We start from the raw sequence: 16,131 nt of genomic DNA on the forward strand, positions 1-16,131 counted from the left end.
TTCGTGTTCGGGGTTCGTTGGTGCAACGAGGTGAAGGGCGTGAGCCTCGCGGTGAGGAGCCTCGACATGACACCACCACACCGGCACTACACGGTCGAACTGCCCGCCTCGGCGGAGCGGGTTCCCCAGATCCGGCGGATCGTCGCCGCCCATCTGCGCTACTGGCACCTTGAGTTGGAGATCCCGCCGATGTGCGAGGGGGTGGCCGAGCTCCTGACCAACGTCCACCGCCATGTCGGCCCCGACGCCCCCTGCGTGCTCGAACTCCGGTGGAGCGGCAGCCATTTGACCGCCTCGGTCGCCGACGAGGGCCCCCGGTTGGCGCGGCTGGAGGGCGCGGCCGGCGGCGGGCTCGCCAGGATCGCGGCGCTCAGCGACAGTTGGGGCACCTGCGGCACCCCGACCGGCAAGGTCATCTGGTTCACCCGCCGCGTCGAGGCGGCCCGCGCCGCGCCGGTGGACCCGCCGGTGCCGCTGCGCAGCGTGCCGGACGTGGTGGGGCCCGCGACCGCCGCCCAGCCGCCCGCCGCCGAGGGCGAGCCCACCGCGGACCCCGCCCCCGCCACCGCCCCCGGCCCGGCCGTCGCTCCGGGACCGTCCCCGTCGGAGGCCTCGCTGGTCTAGCCCCGAGCTCCGGGCGGCCTCGCACAGCCGGCGGGTCACGGCACAACTGCCGTGGCCCGCCGGCCGTTCGTCGTGCCGGGGGCGCGGGTGGCCTGGGAGTTCGCCCACCGTACGGTGAAGTGTCACGGCCGGGACACGCCCTCTTTCCCGACCCTCGTTCCTCTTGGAACACTCTGCCCGCAACACCGTCCGCACCCTCCCCCCGATCCCCTCCACCCACGAGGTCCCCAGACACATGGCTGACATCAACCGCCGGCGCTTCCTCCAGATAGCCGGCGCCACCGCCGGTGCCACCGCGCTGTCCAACAGCATCGCCCGCGCCGCCGCCATCCCCGCCCGGCGCAGCGCCGGTTCCATCAAGGACGTCGAGCACATCGTCGTCCTGATGCAGGAGAACCGCTCCTTCGACCACTACTTCGGCTCGCTCAAGGGCGTCCGCGGCTTCGGCGACCCGCGCCCGGTGACGCTCCCCAGCGGCAAGTCCGTGTGGCACCAGTCCGACGGCACCAAGGACCTGCTGCCCTACCATCCGGACGCCAAGGACCTCGGCATGCAGTTCATCGAGGGCCTCAACCACGACTGGCACGGCGGCCACCAGGCGTTCAACAACGGCAGGTACGACCAGTGGGTCCCCGCCAAGGGCACCGGCACCATGGCGCACCTGACGCGCAAGGACATCCCGTTCCACTACGCGCTCGCCGACGCCTTCACCATCTGCGACGCCTACCACTGCTCGCTGATGAGCTCCACCGACCCCAACCGCTACTACATGTGGACCGGTTACGTCGGCAACGACGGCACCGGCGGCGGCCCGGTCGTCGGCAACGAGGAGGCCGGCTACGGCTGGACCACCTACCCCGAGCGCCTGGAGAAGGCCGGCGTCTCCTGGAAGATCTACCAGGACATCGGCGACGGCCTGGACGCGGCCGGCAAGTGGGGCTGGATCGACGACGCCTACCGCGGCACCTACGGCGACAACTCCCTGCTGTTCTTCAACCAGTACCGCAACGCCGCGCCCGGCAACCCGCTCTACGACAAGGCCCGCACCGGCACCAACGCCAAGCAGGGCGACGGCTACTTCGACCAGCTCAAGGCCGACGTCAAGGCCGGCAAGCTGCCCCAGATCTCCTGGATCGCGGCCCCCGAAGCCTTCTCCGAGCACCCCAACTGGCCCGCCAACTACGGCGCCTGGTACGTCTCCCAGGTCCTGGACGCGCTGACCTCCAACCCGGAGGTGTGGAGCAAGACGGCGCTGTTCCTCACCTACGACGAGAACGACGGCTACTTCGACCACGTCGTCCCGCCGTTCCCGCCCGCCTCCGCCGACCAGGGCAAGTCCACCGTCGACACCACCCTGGAGCACTTCGCCGGCAACGCCACGTACGCGGCCGGCCCCTACGGCCTGGGCCAGCGCGTGCCGATGCTGGTGATCTCCCCCTGGAGCACCGGCGGTTACGTCTGCTCCGAGGTCTTCGACCACACCTCCGTCATCCGGTTCATGGAGAGCCGCTTCGGCGTCCACGAGCCCAACATCTCGCCCTGGCGCCGCGCCATCTGCGGCGACCTCACCTCCGCCTTCGACTTCTCCCTGGAGAACACCAAGCCGGTCCCGCTCCCGGACACCAAGGGCTTCCAGCCGCCGGACCACAAGCGGCACGACAGCTACGTCCCCACGCCGCCCGACAAGCCCGTCCTGCCCACCCAGGAGCCGGGCTCCCGGCCCAGCCGCCCGCTGCCCTACGTCCCGCTGACCGACGGCAAGGCGGACGTCGCCGGCGGCCGCTACACCCTCACCTTCAGCGGCGGCGGCGCCGCCGGCGCCTGCTTCCTGGTCACCTCCGGCAACCGCACCGACGGCCCCTGGACGTACACCACCGAGGCCGGCAAGACGCTCTCCGACACCTGGAACACCGCCTACTCCCAGGGCAGTTACGACCTGACGGTGCACGGCCCCAACGGCTTCCTGCGCACCTTCAAGGGCCCCGGCAAGAAGGCCGTCCCCGAGGTGACCGCCCGGCACGACGCGGCCTCCGGGCGGATCGAGCTCTCGCTCAGCAACCCGGGCACCGCCCCCTGCAACCTCACCCTCACCAACGCCTACGGCGGCGCCAAGCAGACCGTCCGGGTGGACCCCGGCGGCACCGTCACCCAGCGCGTCGACCTCACCGCCAGCAAGCGCTGGTACGACCTGACGATCACCGCCGACACCGACGCCGGCTTCCTGCGCCGCCTCGCCGGCCACGTCGAGACCGGCAAGCCCGGCGTCAGCGACCCGGCGCTCCACACCGGCTGACCCGCCCCCGGCCGGGAGGCGCCCGCCCGCCTCCCGGCCACCCGCCCGCGCCGATGTCGCCTTGCCTTGGAGCGCACTCCACCTCCTAGGGTCTGGGCCACCACATCCCGAAGCGAAGGGGACCGCGTGCGGTACACACTGTTCGGCAAGACCGGCCTGCGGGTGAGCGAACTGGCCCTGGGCACCATGACGTTCGGCGAGGACTGGGGCTGGGGCACCGCCAAGGAGACCAGCGCCCGCATCCTGGACGCCTATGCCGACGCCGGCGGCAACTTCCTCGACACCGCCAACAACTACACCGCCGGCACCTCCGAGACGATGCTCGGCGAGCTGCTCGCCGGCCGCCGGGACCGCTTCGTGCTGGCCAGCAAGTACACCTGCGCCACCGCCGAGGGCGACGTCAACGCCGGCGGCAACCACCGCAAGAACCTCGTCCAGTCCGTCGAGACCAGCCTGCGCCGGCTCAACACCGACCGGCTCGACGTGCTGTGGGTACACGCCCGGGACAACTTCACCCCCGTCGAGGAGGTGATGCGCGCCCTCGACGACCTCGTGCGGTCCGGCAAGGTGCTCTACCTCGGCGTCTCGGACTGGCCCGCCTGGGAGATCGCCCAGGCCAACACCCTGGCCGAGCTGCGCGGCTGGACCGCCTTCGCCGGCTCGCAGCTGCGCTACAACCTGCTGGAGCGGACCGTGGAGCGCGAACTGCTGCCGCAGGCCCGCGCCTTCGACCTCGCCGTCCTCGCCTGGGCCCCGCTGGCCGCCGGCAAGCTCACCGGCAAGTACCGGCGCGGCGAGTCCGGCCGGCTGGACGCCACCGAGCGGACCAGTCACTGGGACCACAACGAGGACGAGACCGTCACCGCCGTCCTGGAGATCGCCGAACAGGGCGGCTGGAGCCCCGCCCAGGTCGCGCTCGCCTGGCTGCGCCAGCGCCCCGGCAACATCGTCCCGATCATCGGCGCCACCAAGGAGCACCAACTGGCCGACAACCTCGGCAGCGTCGACGTGGTGCTCGACGCCGACGCCCTGGCGCGGCTGGACGCCGTCAGCGCGGTGCCGCTCGGCTTCCCGCACGCCTTCCTCCGCGAACCGGGCATCACCCAGACCGTTTACGGCGACCGCTGGTCGGCCATCGAGGACCGTCGCTCCACCTACCGGCGCACCGTCCACGACGTCCGCTGACGCCGGCGGGCACCCCCGCCCCGGGCTACGCCGAACGCGCCCGCCCGGATGCCCGGACCCGGCGGCTGCGGTCTAGTGCACGGTGGGCGGCCGGACGCCGCCGGCCCCCCTGTGCCGAAGGAGACGTGCGATGAGGAACCCCGTCAGCGCGGCCGGCCCCGCCGGTGTCGCGGCCGTCGCCGCCCTGGTCGCCGCGGTGCTCGGCGGATGCGCCAACCAGGGCGGCGGGACGGCCCCTTCGCGGACCCAGACGCCGTCGGCCACCGGACCGGTCACCGCCAGCGCCGCGCCGAGCACCCCGCCGCCCGGCCCGGTCGCGGTGCACGCCCGCTCCGGGCCGCTCGGCACCCTCCTCGTCGACGGACAGGGCCGCACCCTCTACCTCTTCGAGGCGGACGGGGAGCGGGAGTCGACCTGTTACGGCGGCTGCGCCGAGCGCTGGCCGCCGGTGCTGGTGAGCGGGGCGCCGACGGCCGGTGCCGGGGTGAAGAAGGAGCTGCTGGGGACGCTCACCCGTCGGGACGGCGGCCGGGAGGTCACCTACGACGGGCACCCGCTCTACTACTTCGTCCGGGACAAGCGGCCCGGCGACGCCAAGGGGCAGGGCGCGGACGACCACGGCGGGAAGTGGTACGTCCTCGCCCCCTCCGGTGACCGGATCACCAAGCCGGCGCCCGGCGCCAGCCCCAGCGGCAGCCACTGACCGCGCCGCCAACGCCCCCGGCCCGGTGACGAGCAACTCGTCACCGGGCCGGGGGCGTTGGGCATGGGCCGCGGATCGTGGCGCGGGCCCGCGGGCGCTACTTCAGGGCGCTCCGCTGCTGCCACTGCTGCCAGTTCTCCTGCCAGACCTCCAGGCCGTTGCCGACGTCGGTCTTCGCGGTGCTGCTGGAGCCCTTGACCTCGACGGTGGAGCCGATGGGCAGGAAGTCGTACGCCTTCTTCGCGTCCGAGGTCGTCATGCCGAAGCAACCGTGGCTGTTGTTGACCACGCCGATGGACTTGTTCCAGGGCGCGGAGTGCAGGAAGGTGCCGGACGCGGTGAGGTGGGTGACCCACTTCGAGTCCAGCATCCACTGGTTGCCGTAGCCGATGGTGGCGGAGTCCATGGTCTCGGAGGCGTTCTTGCTGCGGACGGTGTGGATGCCGTTACGGGTGGGGGCCTCCGGGGAGCCCGCCGAGCCCTTGATGGTGTCGACCGCCTTGCCGTTCTCGTACAGGGTCATGCTGTGCGAGGGCACGTCGATGATGGCCTTGTGGTCGGGGCCTATCGTGAAGTCGAAGTCGTAGTCGCGCGCGAAGTAGCGGCCGTCGCCGGAATCTATCCCGCCCAGCGCGCCCCGCACGGAGACCTTGGTGCCGCTCGGCCAGAGGTCCTTGGGCCGCCAGTCGATCCGGTCCTTGCCGTCCCAGTCCTTCACCCAGCCCCAGGCACCCTCCACCTTCGGCTGGCTGGTGACCGTCAGCGCCTTCTCGACCTCGGCGCGCTTGTCCTTCGCCACCTTGTGGTCGAACTTGATCGAGACCGGCATGCCGGTGCCGACCGTCTGGCCGTTCCCCGGGGTGTTGGTGAGCTTGTTGACCTTGTCGGGCTGCTCGGTGGTGAAGGTCGCGGTGGCCTTGGACTCCTTGCCGCCGGTCGACTTCGCCTCGGTCTGCACGGTGTAGGTGGTCTTCGGCCGGACCTTGCCGTCGGACGTCCAGGACCCGCCGTCGGCGGCCAACTTGCCGGGAACCTTGGCCCCCTTGTCGTCCTTGACGTTGACCGCGGTCAGCTTGCCCCCGTCGGCCTTGACGGATATCGGCGAGCCCAGTTTCGCGGCGGTGCTGCCGCCGGCCGGGGTGACGGTCACCTTGGCCGCCGGCTCCGCCGCTCTGGAGGAGTCGGCGCCGTTCCCACACGCGGTCAGCAGTAGCCCCGCGGCGAGCGCGGCGGGTATCAACCGGGCGGTATGGCGACGTGTTCCGGCGTGCACGAGGGTCCCTCCAAAGCTGAGCAACGGACAGCGGCGGAGCCCGTGGCATCCGCCGCGCTGACGTAGACGTTTTGTCCGCTTCAGAGGTTGTGCGGTGCATCGGTTTATTAGGACACAGTTCGATATCGAAGTGCGGCTACGTCGGGAACGCGCCATCGGCACCCTCCTCCCGGCCCGGCCGGCCCTTCGGCATGCTCCCGTGCGGCCCTGGTGCGTACCGTGGTCTGGAGGGCACTTCGGCCCCGCGTCCCGCAGGAGACAGCGTGAGCCAGTTGCGCGGCCCGGCTGCGGCCGGCCCCCGGAACCCGACACCGCACGGCGCCCCGTCCGCCCTCCGCGGCTGGGCGGACGCCCTCGGCACCGCCGTGGCGGGCCTGCTCACCATGGTGCTGATCGCCGCGCTCGGCCTGTGGGCGGCGGGTGCGGCCGGGCTGCCGGGCGGCGCGTTCCCCGCGGTGGTCGCGGCCGTCGTCGTCGCCGCGGCCGGCGGCTCGCTCGACGCGACCGGCAACGCCGGGGTGATCGCGCAGGCGCACGCCGCCGTCGACGCCGTACCGCTGTCGGTGACCCTGGCCGGCGCCCTGGTCACCGCCGCCGTCTTCCTGCGGCCGCTGCGCCACCGCGCGCTCGCCCCGGCCGGCGAACTGCTGGCCCGGATCGTGCGGACGGCGGTGTGCTGGCTGGTCCTGCTGCTCCTGCTGGCGCTCGCCGCCCGGCACAGCTTCACCATCAGCGTCGGCAACGAGATCGCCGACCGGATCGGCGCCCTCCTCGGCACCACCCCGACCGTCGGCTTCCGCGCCGACATCCCGGCCACCCTCGGCTACGGGCTGCTGTGGCTGCTCGCCGTCCTGGTACTGACCTTCCTCGTCTCCCGTAAGGCCCCGCTCTCCCCCCGGCTGCTCCGCTTCCAGGACTCCGTCCGCCCGCCAGCCTTCGCGATGGTGCTGACGCTGCTGGTCTACGTCGCGCTCGGACTGGTCGTCGGCATCGTCGAGTTGATCACCCGCGGTGACCCGGCGCGGACGCTCGCGGCGCTCCTGCTCGGGCTGCCGAACCTGGCCTGGCTCGCGCTGGGCATCGGCACCGGCGGCGCCTGGACCGGGCACGTCGACGCGGCCCTCGGGCTGCCGCTGCCGCACGTGTTGGAGCAGGTGCTGCGCGGCCGCGAGGAGCGCACCCTCGACCTCGGCTCGCTCGGCGCCCAGGACGGGCGGTACTGGTGGCTGGTGGCGGTGGCCGCGGTGGTGCTGCTCGGCGCCGCGTACATCGCGGCGGTCCGCGCCCCGGCCCGGACGCCCGCCTGGCGGCACGCCCTGGAGATGGCGGTGGCGCTCGCGCTCACCCTGCTCGCCGTCGGGCTGCTGACCCGGATCGACGCGCACTACGGCCTCTCCCTGATCGGCGTCGGCGACCTCGGCGGGGACCTGGGCGACTCGGTCACCCTGGTGCCGCAGCTAGGGCGGCTGGTGGCGGTGGGCGCGGCCTGGGGGTTGGTCACCGGGTTCGTCGGCGCCCTGGCGGCGCGTCGGGCCCGGCACCCCGGAGAGGTCCGGGACGCCTACCGGGCGCCGCCGCCGGGCCGTTGAGGTCCGCGGAACGTCGTACGGCGCCCGCTGACGCTCAGCGCACCGGCGCCTCGCGGTGCTCGCTCTCGGTGAGTTGGTACAGCTCGGGCACGGACACCTTGATCGGCTCCTGGGTGGTGCGGGCGATCACCACGACCACCGGCTCCTCCGGGTCGGGGTTCTCCTCCCGGTGCGGGACGAACGGCGGCACGAGCAGGAAGTCGCCGGGCCCGGCGGCGATCCGCACCTCCTGCGTGCCGTCGTGGTAGACGAAGACGGGGTGCCCACTGACGACGTAGATGCCCGCCTCCGACGCGCCGTGGTGGTGGTTGTCCGTCGCGCTGAGCGGCGGGTTCTCCACCCGGCCCATCCAGAGCCGCCGCGAGCCGACGGTGCTGCCGCTGAGCGCGGTGTGGCCGTCGAGCTCGCCGGAAGGGACGTGGTGGACGCGGTTGTTCGGCGGCGCGTCGGCGCCGGCGTGCGGTGTGGTCGTGTGGTGCGGGTGGGTGGTCATGGCGCGGCCTCCGGTAGGGATCTTGGGCCCCGGTCGTGGAGCGGGCCCGGACTGGCTCCACCCTCCGGCCGCGCCGCGGTACCGACAACTTCCGTTGCCGTACTGGCAATTGGTCCGCGGGTCCGGCGGCGCCGACCGGAGGGTGGCGTCCCGGCGCGCTCATGGTGGGCCCCTTCGCGCTCGCGGCCGGCCGCCCGCCCAATCCGCCGCATTCGGCCGGGAATTCGGGCGCGCCGGTCGCTTCCGGCCGCTCGGCCATATTTCCGAGCGTACCGTGCATTTCCTTTCCCGGAACGCCGGTTACTCGCGCGGAACTGCCTAGGTCAACTAGGGTGAGCGCCCCGACCAGGGCCCGGGTTCCTTCTTATTCACCTACCTCGTGAAGGCAAGGCAGAGATGGCACGACTCGCGCGACAATCCCCCCAGCACATTCCCCGGCAGCGGTCCCATCCGGTCGATACCGTCCTCCCGTTCGGGAAACTCGCCCTCTACGGATTCCAGCACGTCCTTGCCTTCTACGCCGCCGCGGTCATCGTCCCGATCATGCTCGGCAACGCCCTCGGGCTGTCCCGCGAGCAACTCGTCTACCTCATCAATGCCGACCTCTTCACCTGCGGAATCGCCTCCGTCATCCAGGCGTTCGGCATCTGGAAGATAGGCGCCCGGCTGCCGCTCGTCCAGGGCGTCACCTTCACCGCGGTCTCCCCGATGATCGCCATCGGGCTGGGCGCCGGTGGCGGCACCGCCGGGCTGTTGGTGGTCTACGGCGCGGTGATCACCGCCGGTATCGCCACGTTCCTTTTCGCCCCGTTCTTCAGCAAGTTGGTGAAGTATTTCCCGCCGGTGGTGATCGGCACGATCCTCACCATCATCGGCCTGACCCTCATTCCGCAGGCGCTCCAGGACGCGGCCGGTGGCGCCCAGTTGATGGGCAAGCCGGAATTCGGCGACCTGAAGAACCTCGGATACGCGCTGGGTACCCTGCTGTTCATTCTCGTGCTGGTGCGGATCGGAAAGCCGCTGCTGAGCAGCGTCGCGGTGTTGCTCGGACTGGTCGGCGGCACCGCCGTCGCCTGGCTGCTCGGCGACGCCGATTTCGGCGCGGTGGGGAACGCGGACTGGTTCGGCGTCAGCACGCCGTTCCATTACGGAATGCCCAAGTTCGAGCCGTTCCCGATCCTCGCGATGGTCGTCGTCATGCTGATCACGATGGTGGAGACCACCGGCGACGTCTACGCCATCGGCGAGATCACCGGAAAGCCGGTCGGCAATGACACCGTCGCCCGGGCGCTGCGCGCCGACGGCGTCGCCACCGTCCTCGGCGGGATCTTCAACTCCTTTCCCTATGTGGCGTTCGCCGAGAACATCGGCCTGGTGCGGATGTCGAAGGTGATGAGCCGGTTCGTGGTGGTCGCGGCCGGCGGCTTCATGATCGTGCTGGGACTGTTGCCCAAGGCCGGCTCGGTGGTCGCCGCGATCCCGCACCCGGTGCTCGGCGGCGCGGCGCTGTCCATGTTCGGCATGGTCGCCGCGGTCGGCATCCAGATCCTCGGCAAGGTGGACCTGCGCGAGGAGCGCAACGCCCTGATCCTGGCGGTCAGTTTGGGCGCCGCGTTCCTGCCCACCGCGGTCGCGCCGTTCTTCGAGCGGATGCCGCAGGGCGTCCGGGCGGTGCTCGACAGCGGCATCACCCTCGGCGGCCTGACCGCGATCGCGCTGAACCTCCTCTTCAACGTCTTCACCCGCCGCAGGTCGCTGGAGATCGACTGGGACGAGTTCACCGAGGACGAGGACGGGGGAGGCGCCGAGGGCGGGGACGGGCTCCGGGCCGGGGGCGGCTTCGAGGCCGGCGATGCGCACGCGCCGACCGGGCCGGCGTCCGCCGGGCCCGCCCCGGGCGCGTACTGACCCGACGGCGGGACGGCGGACACAACCACCGTCCCGCCGCCTCAGCGCACCGAGTTGAACGGCGGCGCCTCGCCCGCCTCCCCGATCAGCTCCCAGAAGTGGTCGACCAGCCGCCGCAGATACGCCGACCGCTCGGCCGCGATCTCCTTCAGCCGGGCGTCGCCGCTGCGCCCCACCACATGCCCCATGTACCGCTCGGAGAAGTCCGCGAACTCGCCGTGCATGGTGCGCAGCGCATCGCTCACCCGCGTCCGGTTCAACGTGGTGATCTCGGCGATCGGGGCGAGGTGCGACTTCCAGCGGCCCTCGATGGCCGCCCGCAGATGCCCGGCCAACTCCTCCATCCGCCCCATCACGCCGATCAGTTCGCGCAGCGACAGCCCCAACGCCTCCACCAGCGCCTTGGTCTGCCGGTAGTCGCCGTGCCACTGGTTGGCCGCCTCCGCGGCCCGGTACGCGTCCGGGTCCATCCCCACCCACTGCGCCAGCCGCCCCACGCTCACCTGCTTGGCCATCCGGTGCTCGGCCAGCGACCGCGGCTGCACCCCCATCAGCACCGCCGGTGGGCACCACAACACATTGGCCAGCGCGAAGAGTTGGGGTTCGGTGGGCGTCAGGGAGCCGTACTCCCACGCCTCGATCGCCTCGGGGTGCACCGGCGCACCGCACGCCGCCATGGACTGGGCGACCTGAAGCGTGGTCAGGCCCACCCGGGCCCGCGCGGATCGGGCCTGAACGGGGGAGAACGGAACGCTGTTCACGTACGCGACACCTCGCTGCACCCGGCGAGGAGGGGGTGCTGGGGGATGAGGAAGGGAGCCGGCATGGAGGAACATCCAGGGGCGGGCAGATTAACAGACCGGAGAGAGATGCGAACCTCCAGGTCAGAACTCCCGTACCGGGTATAGCCGATGGACCGGCACCTACCGGGCGGTAGCGCCCGTCGAACCCCGCTCGGCGGCAGGACGTAATGAAGGTGTTACGTGGATGAAGGTGCGGTGTCACAGTGATCACGGAGGCTGGCGGGAGCCGACGGGCCTTGCCGAGCGGGGCCGGTCGGTGTACACCTGACATTCGGTCCTCCCCCCACAATCCGATCAGGATGGGACCCTCACCTATGCGATACACGCTCGACCGCCACCGTGCGGTCCGGTGCCCGCAGTTCGCCGTTCCGGTCGCGCCCACCGAGGCCGCGCTCCGCCGTGCCGCCATCCGTTCCGCCGCGAGAAGACGCACGCTGGCGCAGCTCAGACTGTCATGCATCTGACAATCAACGCGCGGTGATGCGGCCCGCCCCACGCGACCGCCGCCCAACCCCCGCCTGATTGCCACCGCCCCCACCCCGCGCGCACCCGGAGCCGCCGGCCTGACCAGCCGGCCCACGGCACCCCAACTCGCCGCCGCACCAGGGCGGTTGCTCCGCCCTGCCCGCGCACGGCCCCCGGGACCGACGCCCCACGGACCGCCAACGCCCCCGGTCTCCACGCCATGTGACCGGACGGCCCCGCCGGCCCGAGGGGCGCCGCGTGCCGGCCACCGCGCGCCGGCCTCCGCGTGCCCCGCAGTCAAGAAAGGACCACGCCAGGTGCTCACTTCGCACCCTGCAGACTCCCAGGGCGCATCCACCGCCCTGCTCGGCGGAACGGACCACCCCACCCCACCCGCCACCCACCCCGCCGGCCACGTCCTGGTCGTCGGCACCCCAGGCCCCCGTCTGGAACGCCTCGCCCACACCCTCCGCACCACCGGGCACGACGTCAGCCACGCCCCACCCGGCGAGGTCGGTCCCCGCGTCCGCCAGACACCTCCGGACGCCGTCGTCGCCCTCGACGAACCCGACGCCCGGCACGCCGCCGACGTCATCCGCGAGGTCCGCACCGTCCCCGCCGGCCGGGCCCTGCCGCTCCTGATGGTGACCGGCGCCCCCGACCCCGCCGGCGTCGCCGACCTGCTGCGCCAGGGCGCCGACGACTGCATACCCGAGGTCTCCGATCCGGATGAACTCTCCGCCCGCATCGAGGCCAAGCTCCGCCGCGTCCCCGTCCCCGTGGAGCAGTTGCTCCGCGACCCCCGCACCGGCCTCTACTCCGGTCCGCACTTCCTCGACGAGCTCGACCGCGAGCTCAAGCGCCCCGGAGCCGCCCGACACGGCGGCGTCCTCGCCGTCATCGGCGTCGCCGAACTCGCCGCGCTGGAGGACCGGTTCGGCCCCCGCATCCGCCGCGAGGTCGCCGAACGCCTGGCCGGCGTCGCCGAACGGCTCGGCGGCGTCTGCGACCGCCTCGGCCGCGACGACGAAGGCCACCTGCTGATGCTGCTCCCCGGCGTCGACGAGGAGGCCGCCCTGCGCAGCCTGGACGCCCTCGCCACCACCGCCGCCGGCACCCGCTTCGTCGTCGCCGACGAGAACGTCCGCCTCACCCCCGCCATCGGCTGGCTCCCGCTCACCCACGTCACCGACGCCGCCGAGGCCACGGACCAGGCCCGCGACGCGGCCCGCGAGGCGCTCCGCCACCGCGACCTGCGCCCGGTCCGCTACGCCCCCTGGATGCGCGAGACCCCGAACCGCCATCGCCGGCCCCCGCTACGCGCGTTGCTTCGCCCCGCGCTCTCGGCCACCTCCCCGGTGCTGGCGCTGCTCCTGGGCATCGGCGTGCCGTTCGCCCTCTACCAGCAGGCGTACCAGGCCGGTTGGGACCTCGGCTCGGCCATGTACTGGGTGGTGGTCGCCGGACTGGTGCTCTCCGCGCTGCTGATCATCCTCGAATGCCTCTACGCGCTCGACGCCCCGGCCCGCCCGGAACGCCCCGGCGCGCCCTACCCGCCGGCCAGCGCCGTGATCGCCGCGTACCTCCCCAACGAGGCCGCCACCATCGTCGAGACCGTCGAATCGTTCCTGCGCCAGGACTATCCCGGCGGCCTGGAGATCGTCCTGGCCTACAACACCCCGCACCCCCTGCCCATCGAGGACACCCTCCGCGAGATCGCCGCCCGCGACCCCCGGCTGGTCCTGCTGCCGGTCGCCGGCAGCACCTCCAAGGCGCAGAACGTCAACGCCGCTGTCAGCCGCGTCCGCGGCGAGTTCGTCGGCATCTTCGACGCCGACCACCACCCCGCCCCGCACGCCTTCCGCGACGCCTGGCACTGGCTCTCCAACGGCTACGACGTCGTCCAGGGTCACTGCGTCATCCGCAACGGCGACAGCTCCCGCATCGCCAGGCTCGTCGCCGTCGAGTTCGAGGCGATCTACGCGGTCAGCCACCCCGGCCGCACCCGGCTCCACGACTTCGGCGTCTTCGGCGGCTCCAACGGCTTCTGGCGCACCGACCTCCTCGCCCGCACCCGGATGCACGGCTCCATGCTCACCGAGGACATCGACTCCACTCTCCGCGCCCTGACCCGCGGTTCGCGGTTCGCCGTCGACCGCACCCTGCTCTCCCGTGAGCTCGCCCCCACCACCCTCACCGCCCTGTGGAACCAACGCTCCCGCTGGGCCCAGGGCTGGCTCCAGGTCTCCCTCAAGCACCTCTGGCGCGGCCTGCGTTCACCGGTCCTGACGGCACGTCAAAAGTTCGGCCTGCTCGTCCTGTTGGGCTGGCGCGAGATCCAACCCTGGCTCACCCTCCAGATCCTGCCGATCCTGCTCTACGCGTCCTGGAAGGCCGGCGGCATCGACCACCTCAACTGGGCCGTCCCGGTCTGCGTCCTCGCCCTGCTGCTCACCCTCGGCGCCGGCCCCGTCCAGGCCCTCTTCGCCTGGCGCCTGGCCGTCCCCGAACTCCGCGCCCGCCGCCGCTGGTTCTGGTCCTACCTGCTGGTGTCGACCGTCTTCTACAGCCACTTCAAGAACATGGTCGCCCGTCAGGCCCACCTCAAGGAGGCCCTCGGCGACCGGCAGTGGCGCGTCACCCCTCGCGCCCAGGCCGCCAAGGCGGTGGCCCGCCGATGACCACGGTCACCGCCCCGCCCGCCCCGGCGCCCACCCGCAGGAGCACCACCCGCCGCCGCCCCGCCGGCGACATCGACGGCTTCCGCGGCATCGCGGCCCTGAGCACCGTCGCCTTCCACGTCTGGCAGCAGTACAGCGCCTACGACGCCGGGGGCACCCACCCGCCCGTCGACAACCCGCTCCTCAACGCCGTCCTCTCCCTCGAAGTCATCGACCTCTTCTTCGTCCTGTCGGCGTTCCTGCTGACCCTCTCCTACGCGCGCGCCGCGATCGACGGCGGCTCCACCCGCCCGGCCCGCGCCTTCCTCTTCCGCCGGGCCATCCGCATCCTGCCGCTCTACGTCCTGGCCGTGCTGGTGGTCTGGGCCACCCGCAACCCCACCCTGCCCGGCAACTGGCAGGACCTCTTCGAGCACCTCACCTTCACCCACGTCTTCGACCAGGAACGGATCTTCTACACCCTCGGCCCCACCTGGTCGCTCTCCCTGGAGGTGTTCTTCTACTTCGTCCTGGTCGGCCTCGGTCCGCTCGCCGTCCGCGCCTGCCGACGACTGCGCCGCCGCGGCAGCCGGGTGGCGCTCTGCGTGACCGGCTGCCTGGCCCTCTTCGCCGGGCCGATGGCCTGGATCACCGTCGCGCACTACGCCCTGGACATCCCGCACACCGACTGGGTCGCCTACTTCGGACCGCAGGCCCGCTTCGGCGGCTTCGCGGCCGGCATGATGCTGGCGGTGACCCTGGCCGCCCTCGGTGACCGGGCCCGCCTCACCCCGCGCGCCGCGCTCTCCCTCACCGCCCTCGCCCTGGCCGGCCTGCTCGGCCTCTCCCTCCAGTCCGACGCCGAGGGCTTCACCTTCACCTACTACCACCCCATCGCCTCCGCGCTGTGGCTGCTGCTCCTCTTCAGCACCCTCCATATCCGCCAACGGACCTTCTGGAACCGCTTCCTGACGGCCCGTTGGCTCACCACGGTCGGGCTGATCAGCTACAGTCTGTTCATCTGGCACGAGCCGGTCATGCTCGTGCTGCACAACGTCGGGCTGCTGCCTCTGGGCGCGGCCGGCTTCCCCTGGGCTCTGCTGATCGTCCTGGCCGCCGCGCTGCTCGTGGCCACCGCCAGCTACTGGCTCGTCGAATACCCGGCCAGCCTGTTGGGCCGTCTCAAGGACGCCCAGGGGCGGCCGCGGGACTTCTACCCGGAGCCGGGCCTGCGGTGAGTTGACGGATACGCCGGGGCCGCGCCGTGCCCGCGGCGCGGCCCCTAGGTCCTGTCGTCAAGCTCCCGTCATCCGCCCGAAGGGCGGGCCGGGCGCCGGACGGCAGACGGGAGTGTGACGACAGGACCTACGCCCCCTCGGTGAAGAGCGTCCCCAGCCGGTAATCCAACGCCCGCCGCACCTGGGCCAACGACCGCCGCCCGTGCAGCACATCGCCGCCCAGCCCCACCGCCGCGGCCACCAGCAGATCGGCCTCCAGGCGCAGGTCCACCCCCGGTGCCAGTCGCCCGTCGTCCCGCGCCATGCCGAGCAGCGACGCCACCAACTCCTCCAGCGGATGCTCCCCGGGCAGGAACACCCGCGCCAGCGCCGGATCGGTCAGGCTGCGCGCGTAGTACGCCGCGAACACCCGTAGCGCCGCGGCCCGTTGGGCGTCCAACGGCAGGAACTCGTCCAACACGTCCCGCAGCAGCGCCCGCGGCCCCGCCGGATCGAAGCGGATCCGGGCCCGCGCGATCCGCTCGTTCTCCTCGTGCAGTTGCCGCAGCGCGTCCACCAACAGCCGGTGCTTGTCCGCGAAGTGGTACTGCACCGCCCGCACCGACACCCCGGCCTCCGCCGCCACCTCCCGGATGCTCGCCGCGTGCAGCCCGCGCTCGGCCGCGATCCGCCACACCGCCTCGATGATCCGCCGCCGCTTCGCCGCCGCCGCGGCCCCGGGCGCGCCCGCCTCCGCGCTTTGCACCGCAGGGGGTGGCACCGGCGGATTCCTCCGACGCCGATACGCCCGGCCCTGGCAGCTGCTTTCTCTGGCACTTCTGCCGTGTCTCTATGCGGATGAGCTGGGGGTTTTCGGACGGTGCTGGACCATGTCTCGTTCGGGTGAAGCGAGTCGGT

General features: G+C 72.3%; 12 protein-coding genes. 8 read left to right on the forward strand and 4 right to left on the reverse strand.

Features of this window, described 5'->3' with window-relative positions; all coding sequences use genetic code 11:
- Positions 1–66: 66 nt before the first annotated feature.
- The 4 genes from ACFVFQ_RS35355 to ACFVFQ_RS35370 all read left to right on the forward strand — a co-directional run bounded on the left by ACFVFQ_RS35355 (position 67) and on the right by ACFVFQ_RS35370 (position 4,805).
- Complete coding sequence (locus ACFVFQ_RS35355; RefSeq protein ID WP_383424209.1) at positions 67–624, forward strand: ATP-binding protein; 558 nt, start codon at positions 67–69, stop codon at positions 622–624.
- Positions 625–859: 235 nt separating this feature from the next.
- Entirely contained in the window at positions 860–2,917 is a 2,058-nt protein-coding gene (locus tag ACFVFQ_RS35360; RefSeq protein ID WP_383424212.1) for a phosphocholine-specific phospholipase C, read from the forward strand.
- Positions 2,918–3,043: 126 nt separating this feature from the next.
- A complete protein-coding gene (locus ACFVFQ_RS35365; protein ID WP_383424215.1) occupies positions 3,044–4,102 on the forward strand; it encodes an aldo/keto reductase in 1,059 nt (352 codons plus the stop codon).
- Positions 4,103–4,232: 130 nt separating this feature from the next.
- The gene (locus ACFVFQ_RS35370; protein WP_383424218.1) at positions 4,233–4,805 is read left to right on the forward strand and encodes a hypothetical protein; all 573 of its coding nucleotides are present in this window, start codon (positions 4,233–4,235) and stop codon (positions 4,803–4,805) included.
- A 97-nt stretch (positions 4,806–4,902) separates the two neighbouring features.
- Here the strand turns inward: ACFVFQ_RS35370 and ACFVFQ_RS35375 are convergent, their stop codons facing one another.
- Entirely contained in the window at positions 4,903–6,078 is a 1,176-nt protein-coding gene (locus ACFVFQ_RS35375) for an Ig-like domain-containing protein (RefSeq protein ID WP_383424220.1), read from the reverse strand.
- A gap of 263 nt (positions 6,079–6,341) precedes the next feature.
- Between ACFVFQ_RS35375 and ACFVFQ_RS35380 the strand changes: the two genes are divergently transcribed.
- The gene (locus ACFVFQ_RS35380; protein ID WP_383424223.1) at positions 6,342–7,667 is read left to right on the forward strand and encodes a streptophobe family protein; all 1,326 of its coding nucleotides are present in this window, start codon (positions 6,342–6,344) and stop codon (positions 7,665–7,667) included.
- A 34-nt stretch (positions 7,668–7,701) separates the two neighbouring features.
- On the opposite strand, the gene ACFVFQ_RS35385 is transcribed toward ACFVFQ_RS35380, so the two are convergent.
- A complete protein-coding gene (locus tag ACFVFQ_RS35385; RefSeq protein WP_383424225.1) occupies positions 7,702–8,160 on the reverse strand; it encodes a cupin domain-containing protein in 459 nt (152 codons plus the stop codon).
- Positions 8,161–8,556: 396 nt separating this feature from the next.
- Here ACFVFQ_RS35385 and ACFVFQ_RS35390 point away from each other — a divergent pair, with 396 nt between their 5' ends.
- On the forward strand, positions 8,557–10,068 hold the full coding sequence (locus ACFVFQ_RS35390; RefSeq protein ID WP_383424227.1) for a nucleobase:cation symporter-2 family protein: 1,512 nt from the start codon (positions 8,557–8,559) through the stop codon (positions 10,066–10,068).
- Between the two features lie 41 nt (positions 10,069–10,109).
- Here the strand turns inward: ACFVFQ_RS35390 and ACFVFQ_RS35395 are convergent, their stop codons facing one another.
- Complete coding sequence (locus ACFVFQ_RS35395) at positions 10,110–10,745, reverse strand: transcriptional regulator (protein ID WP_383424239.1); 636 nt, start codon at positions 10,743–10,745, stop codon at positions 10,110–10,112.
- A gap of 908 nt (positions 10,746–11,653) precedes the next feature.
- Between ACFVFQ_RS35395 and ACFVFQ_RS35400 the strand changes: the two genes are divergently transcribed.
- A complete protein-coding gene (locus ACFVFQ_RS35400; RefSeq protein WP_383424229.1) occupies positions 11,654–14,017 on the forward strand; it encodes a glycosyltransferase in 2,364 nt (787 codons plus the stop codon).
- The gene (locus tag ACFVFQ_RS35405; protein WP_383424231.1) at positions 14,014–15,234 is read left to right on the forward strand and encodes an acyltransferase family protein; all 1,221 of its coding nucleotides are present in this window, start codon (positions 14,014–14,016) and stop codon (positions 15,232–15,234) included. The genes ACFVFQ_RS35400 and ACFVFQ_RS35405 overlap by 4 nt, the downstream gene beginning before the upstream one ends.
- Before the next feature lie 127 nt (positions 15,235–15,361).
- Here ACFVFQ_RS35405 and ACFVFQ_RS35410 read toward each other — a convergent pair whose 3' ends face one another.
- The gene (locus ACFVFQ_RS35410) at positions 15,362–15,994 is read right to left on the reverse strand and encodes a TetR/AcrR family transcriptional regulator (RefSeq protein ID WP_383424233.1); all 633 of its coding nucleotides are present in this window, start codon (positions 15,992–15,994) and stop codon (positions 15,362–15,364) included.
- Positions 15,995–16,131 lie beyond the last annotated feature (137 nt).

Source organism: Streptomyces sp. NPDC057743 (assembly GCF_042798755.1).
Classification (GTDB): domain Bacteria; phylum Actinomycetota; class Actinomycetes; order Streptomycetales; family Streptomycetaceae; genus Streptomyces.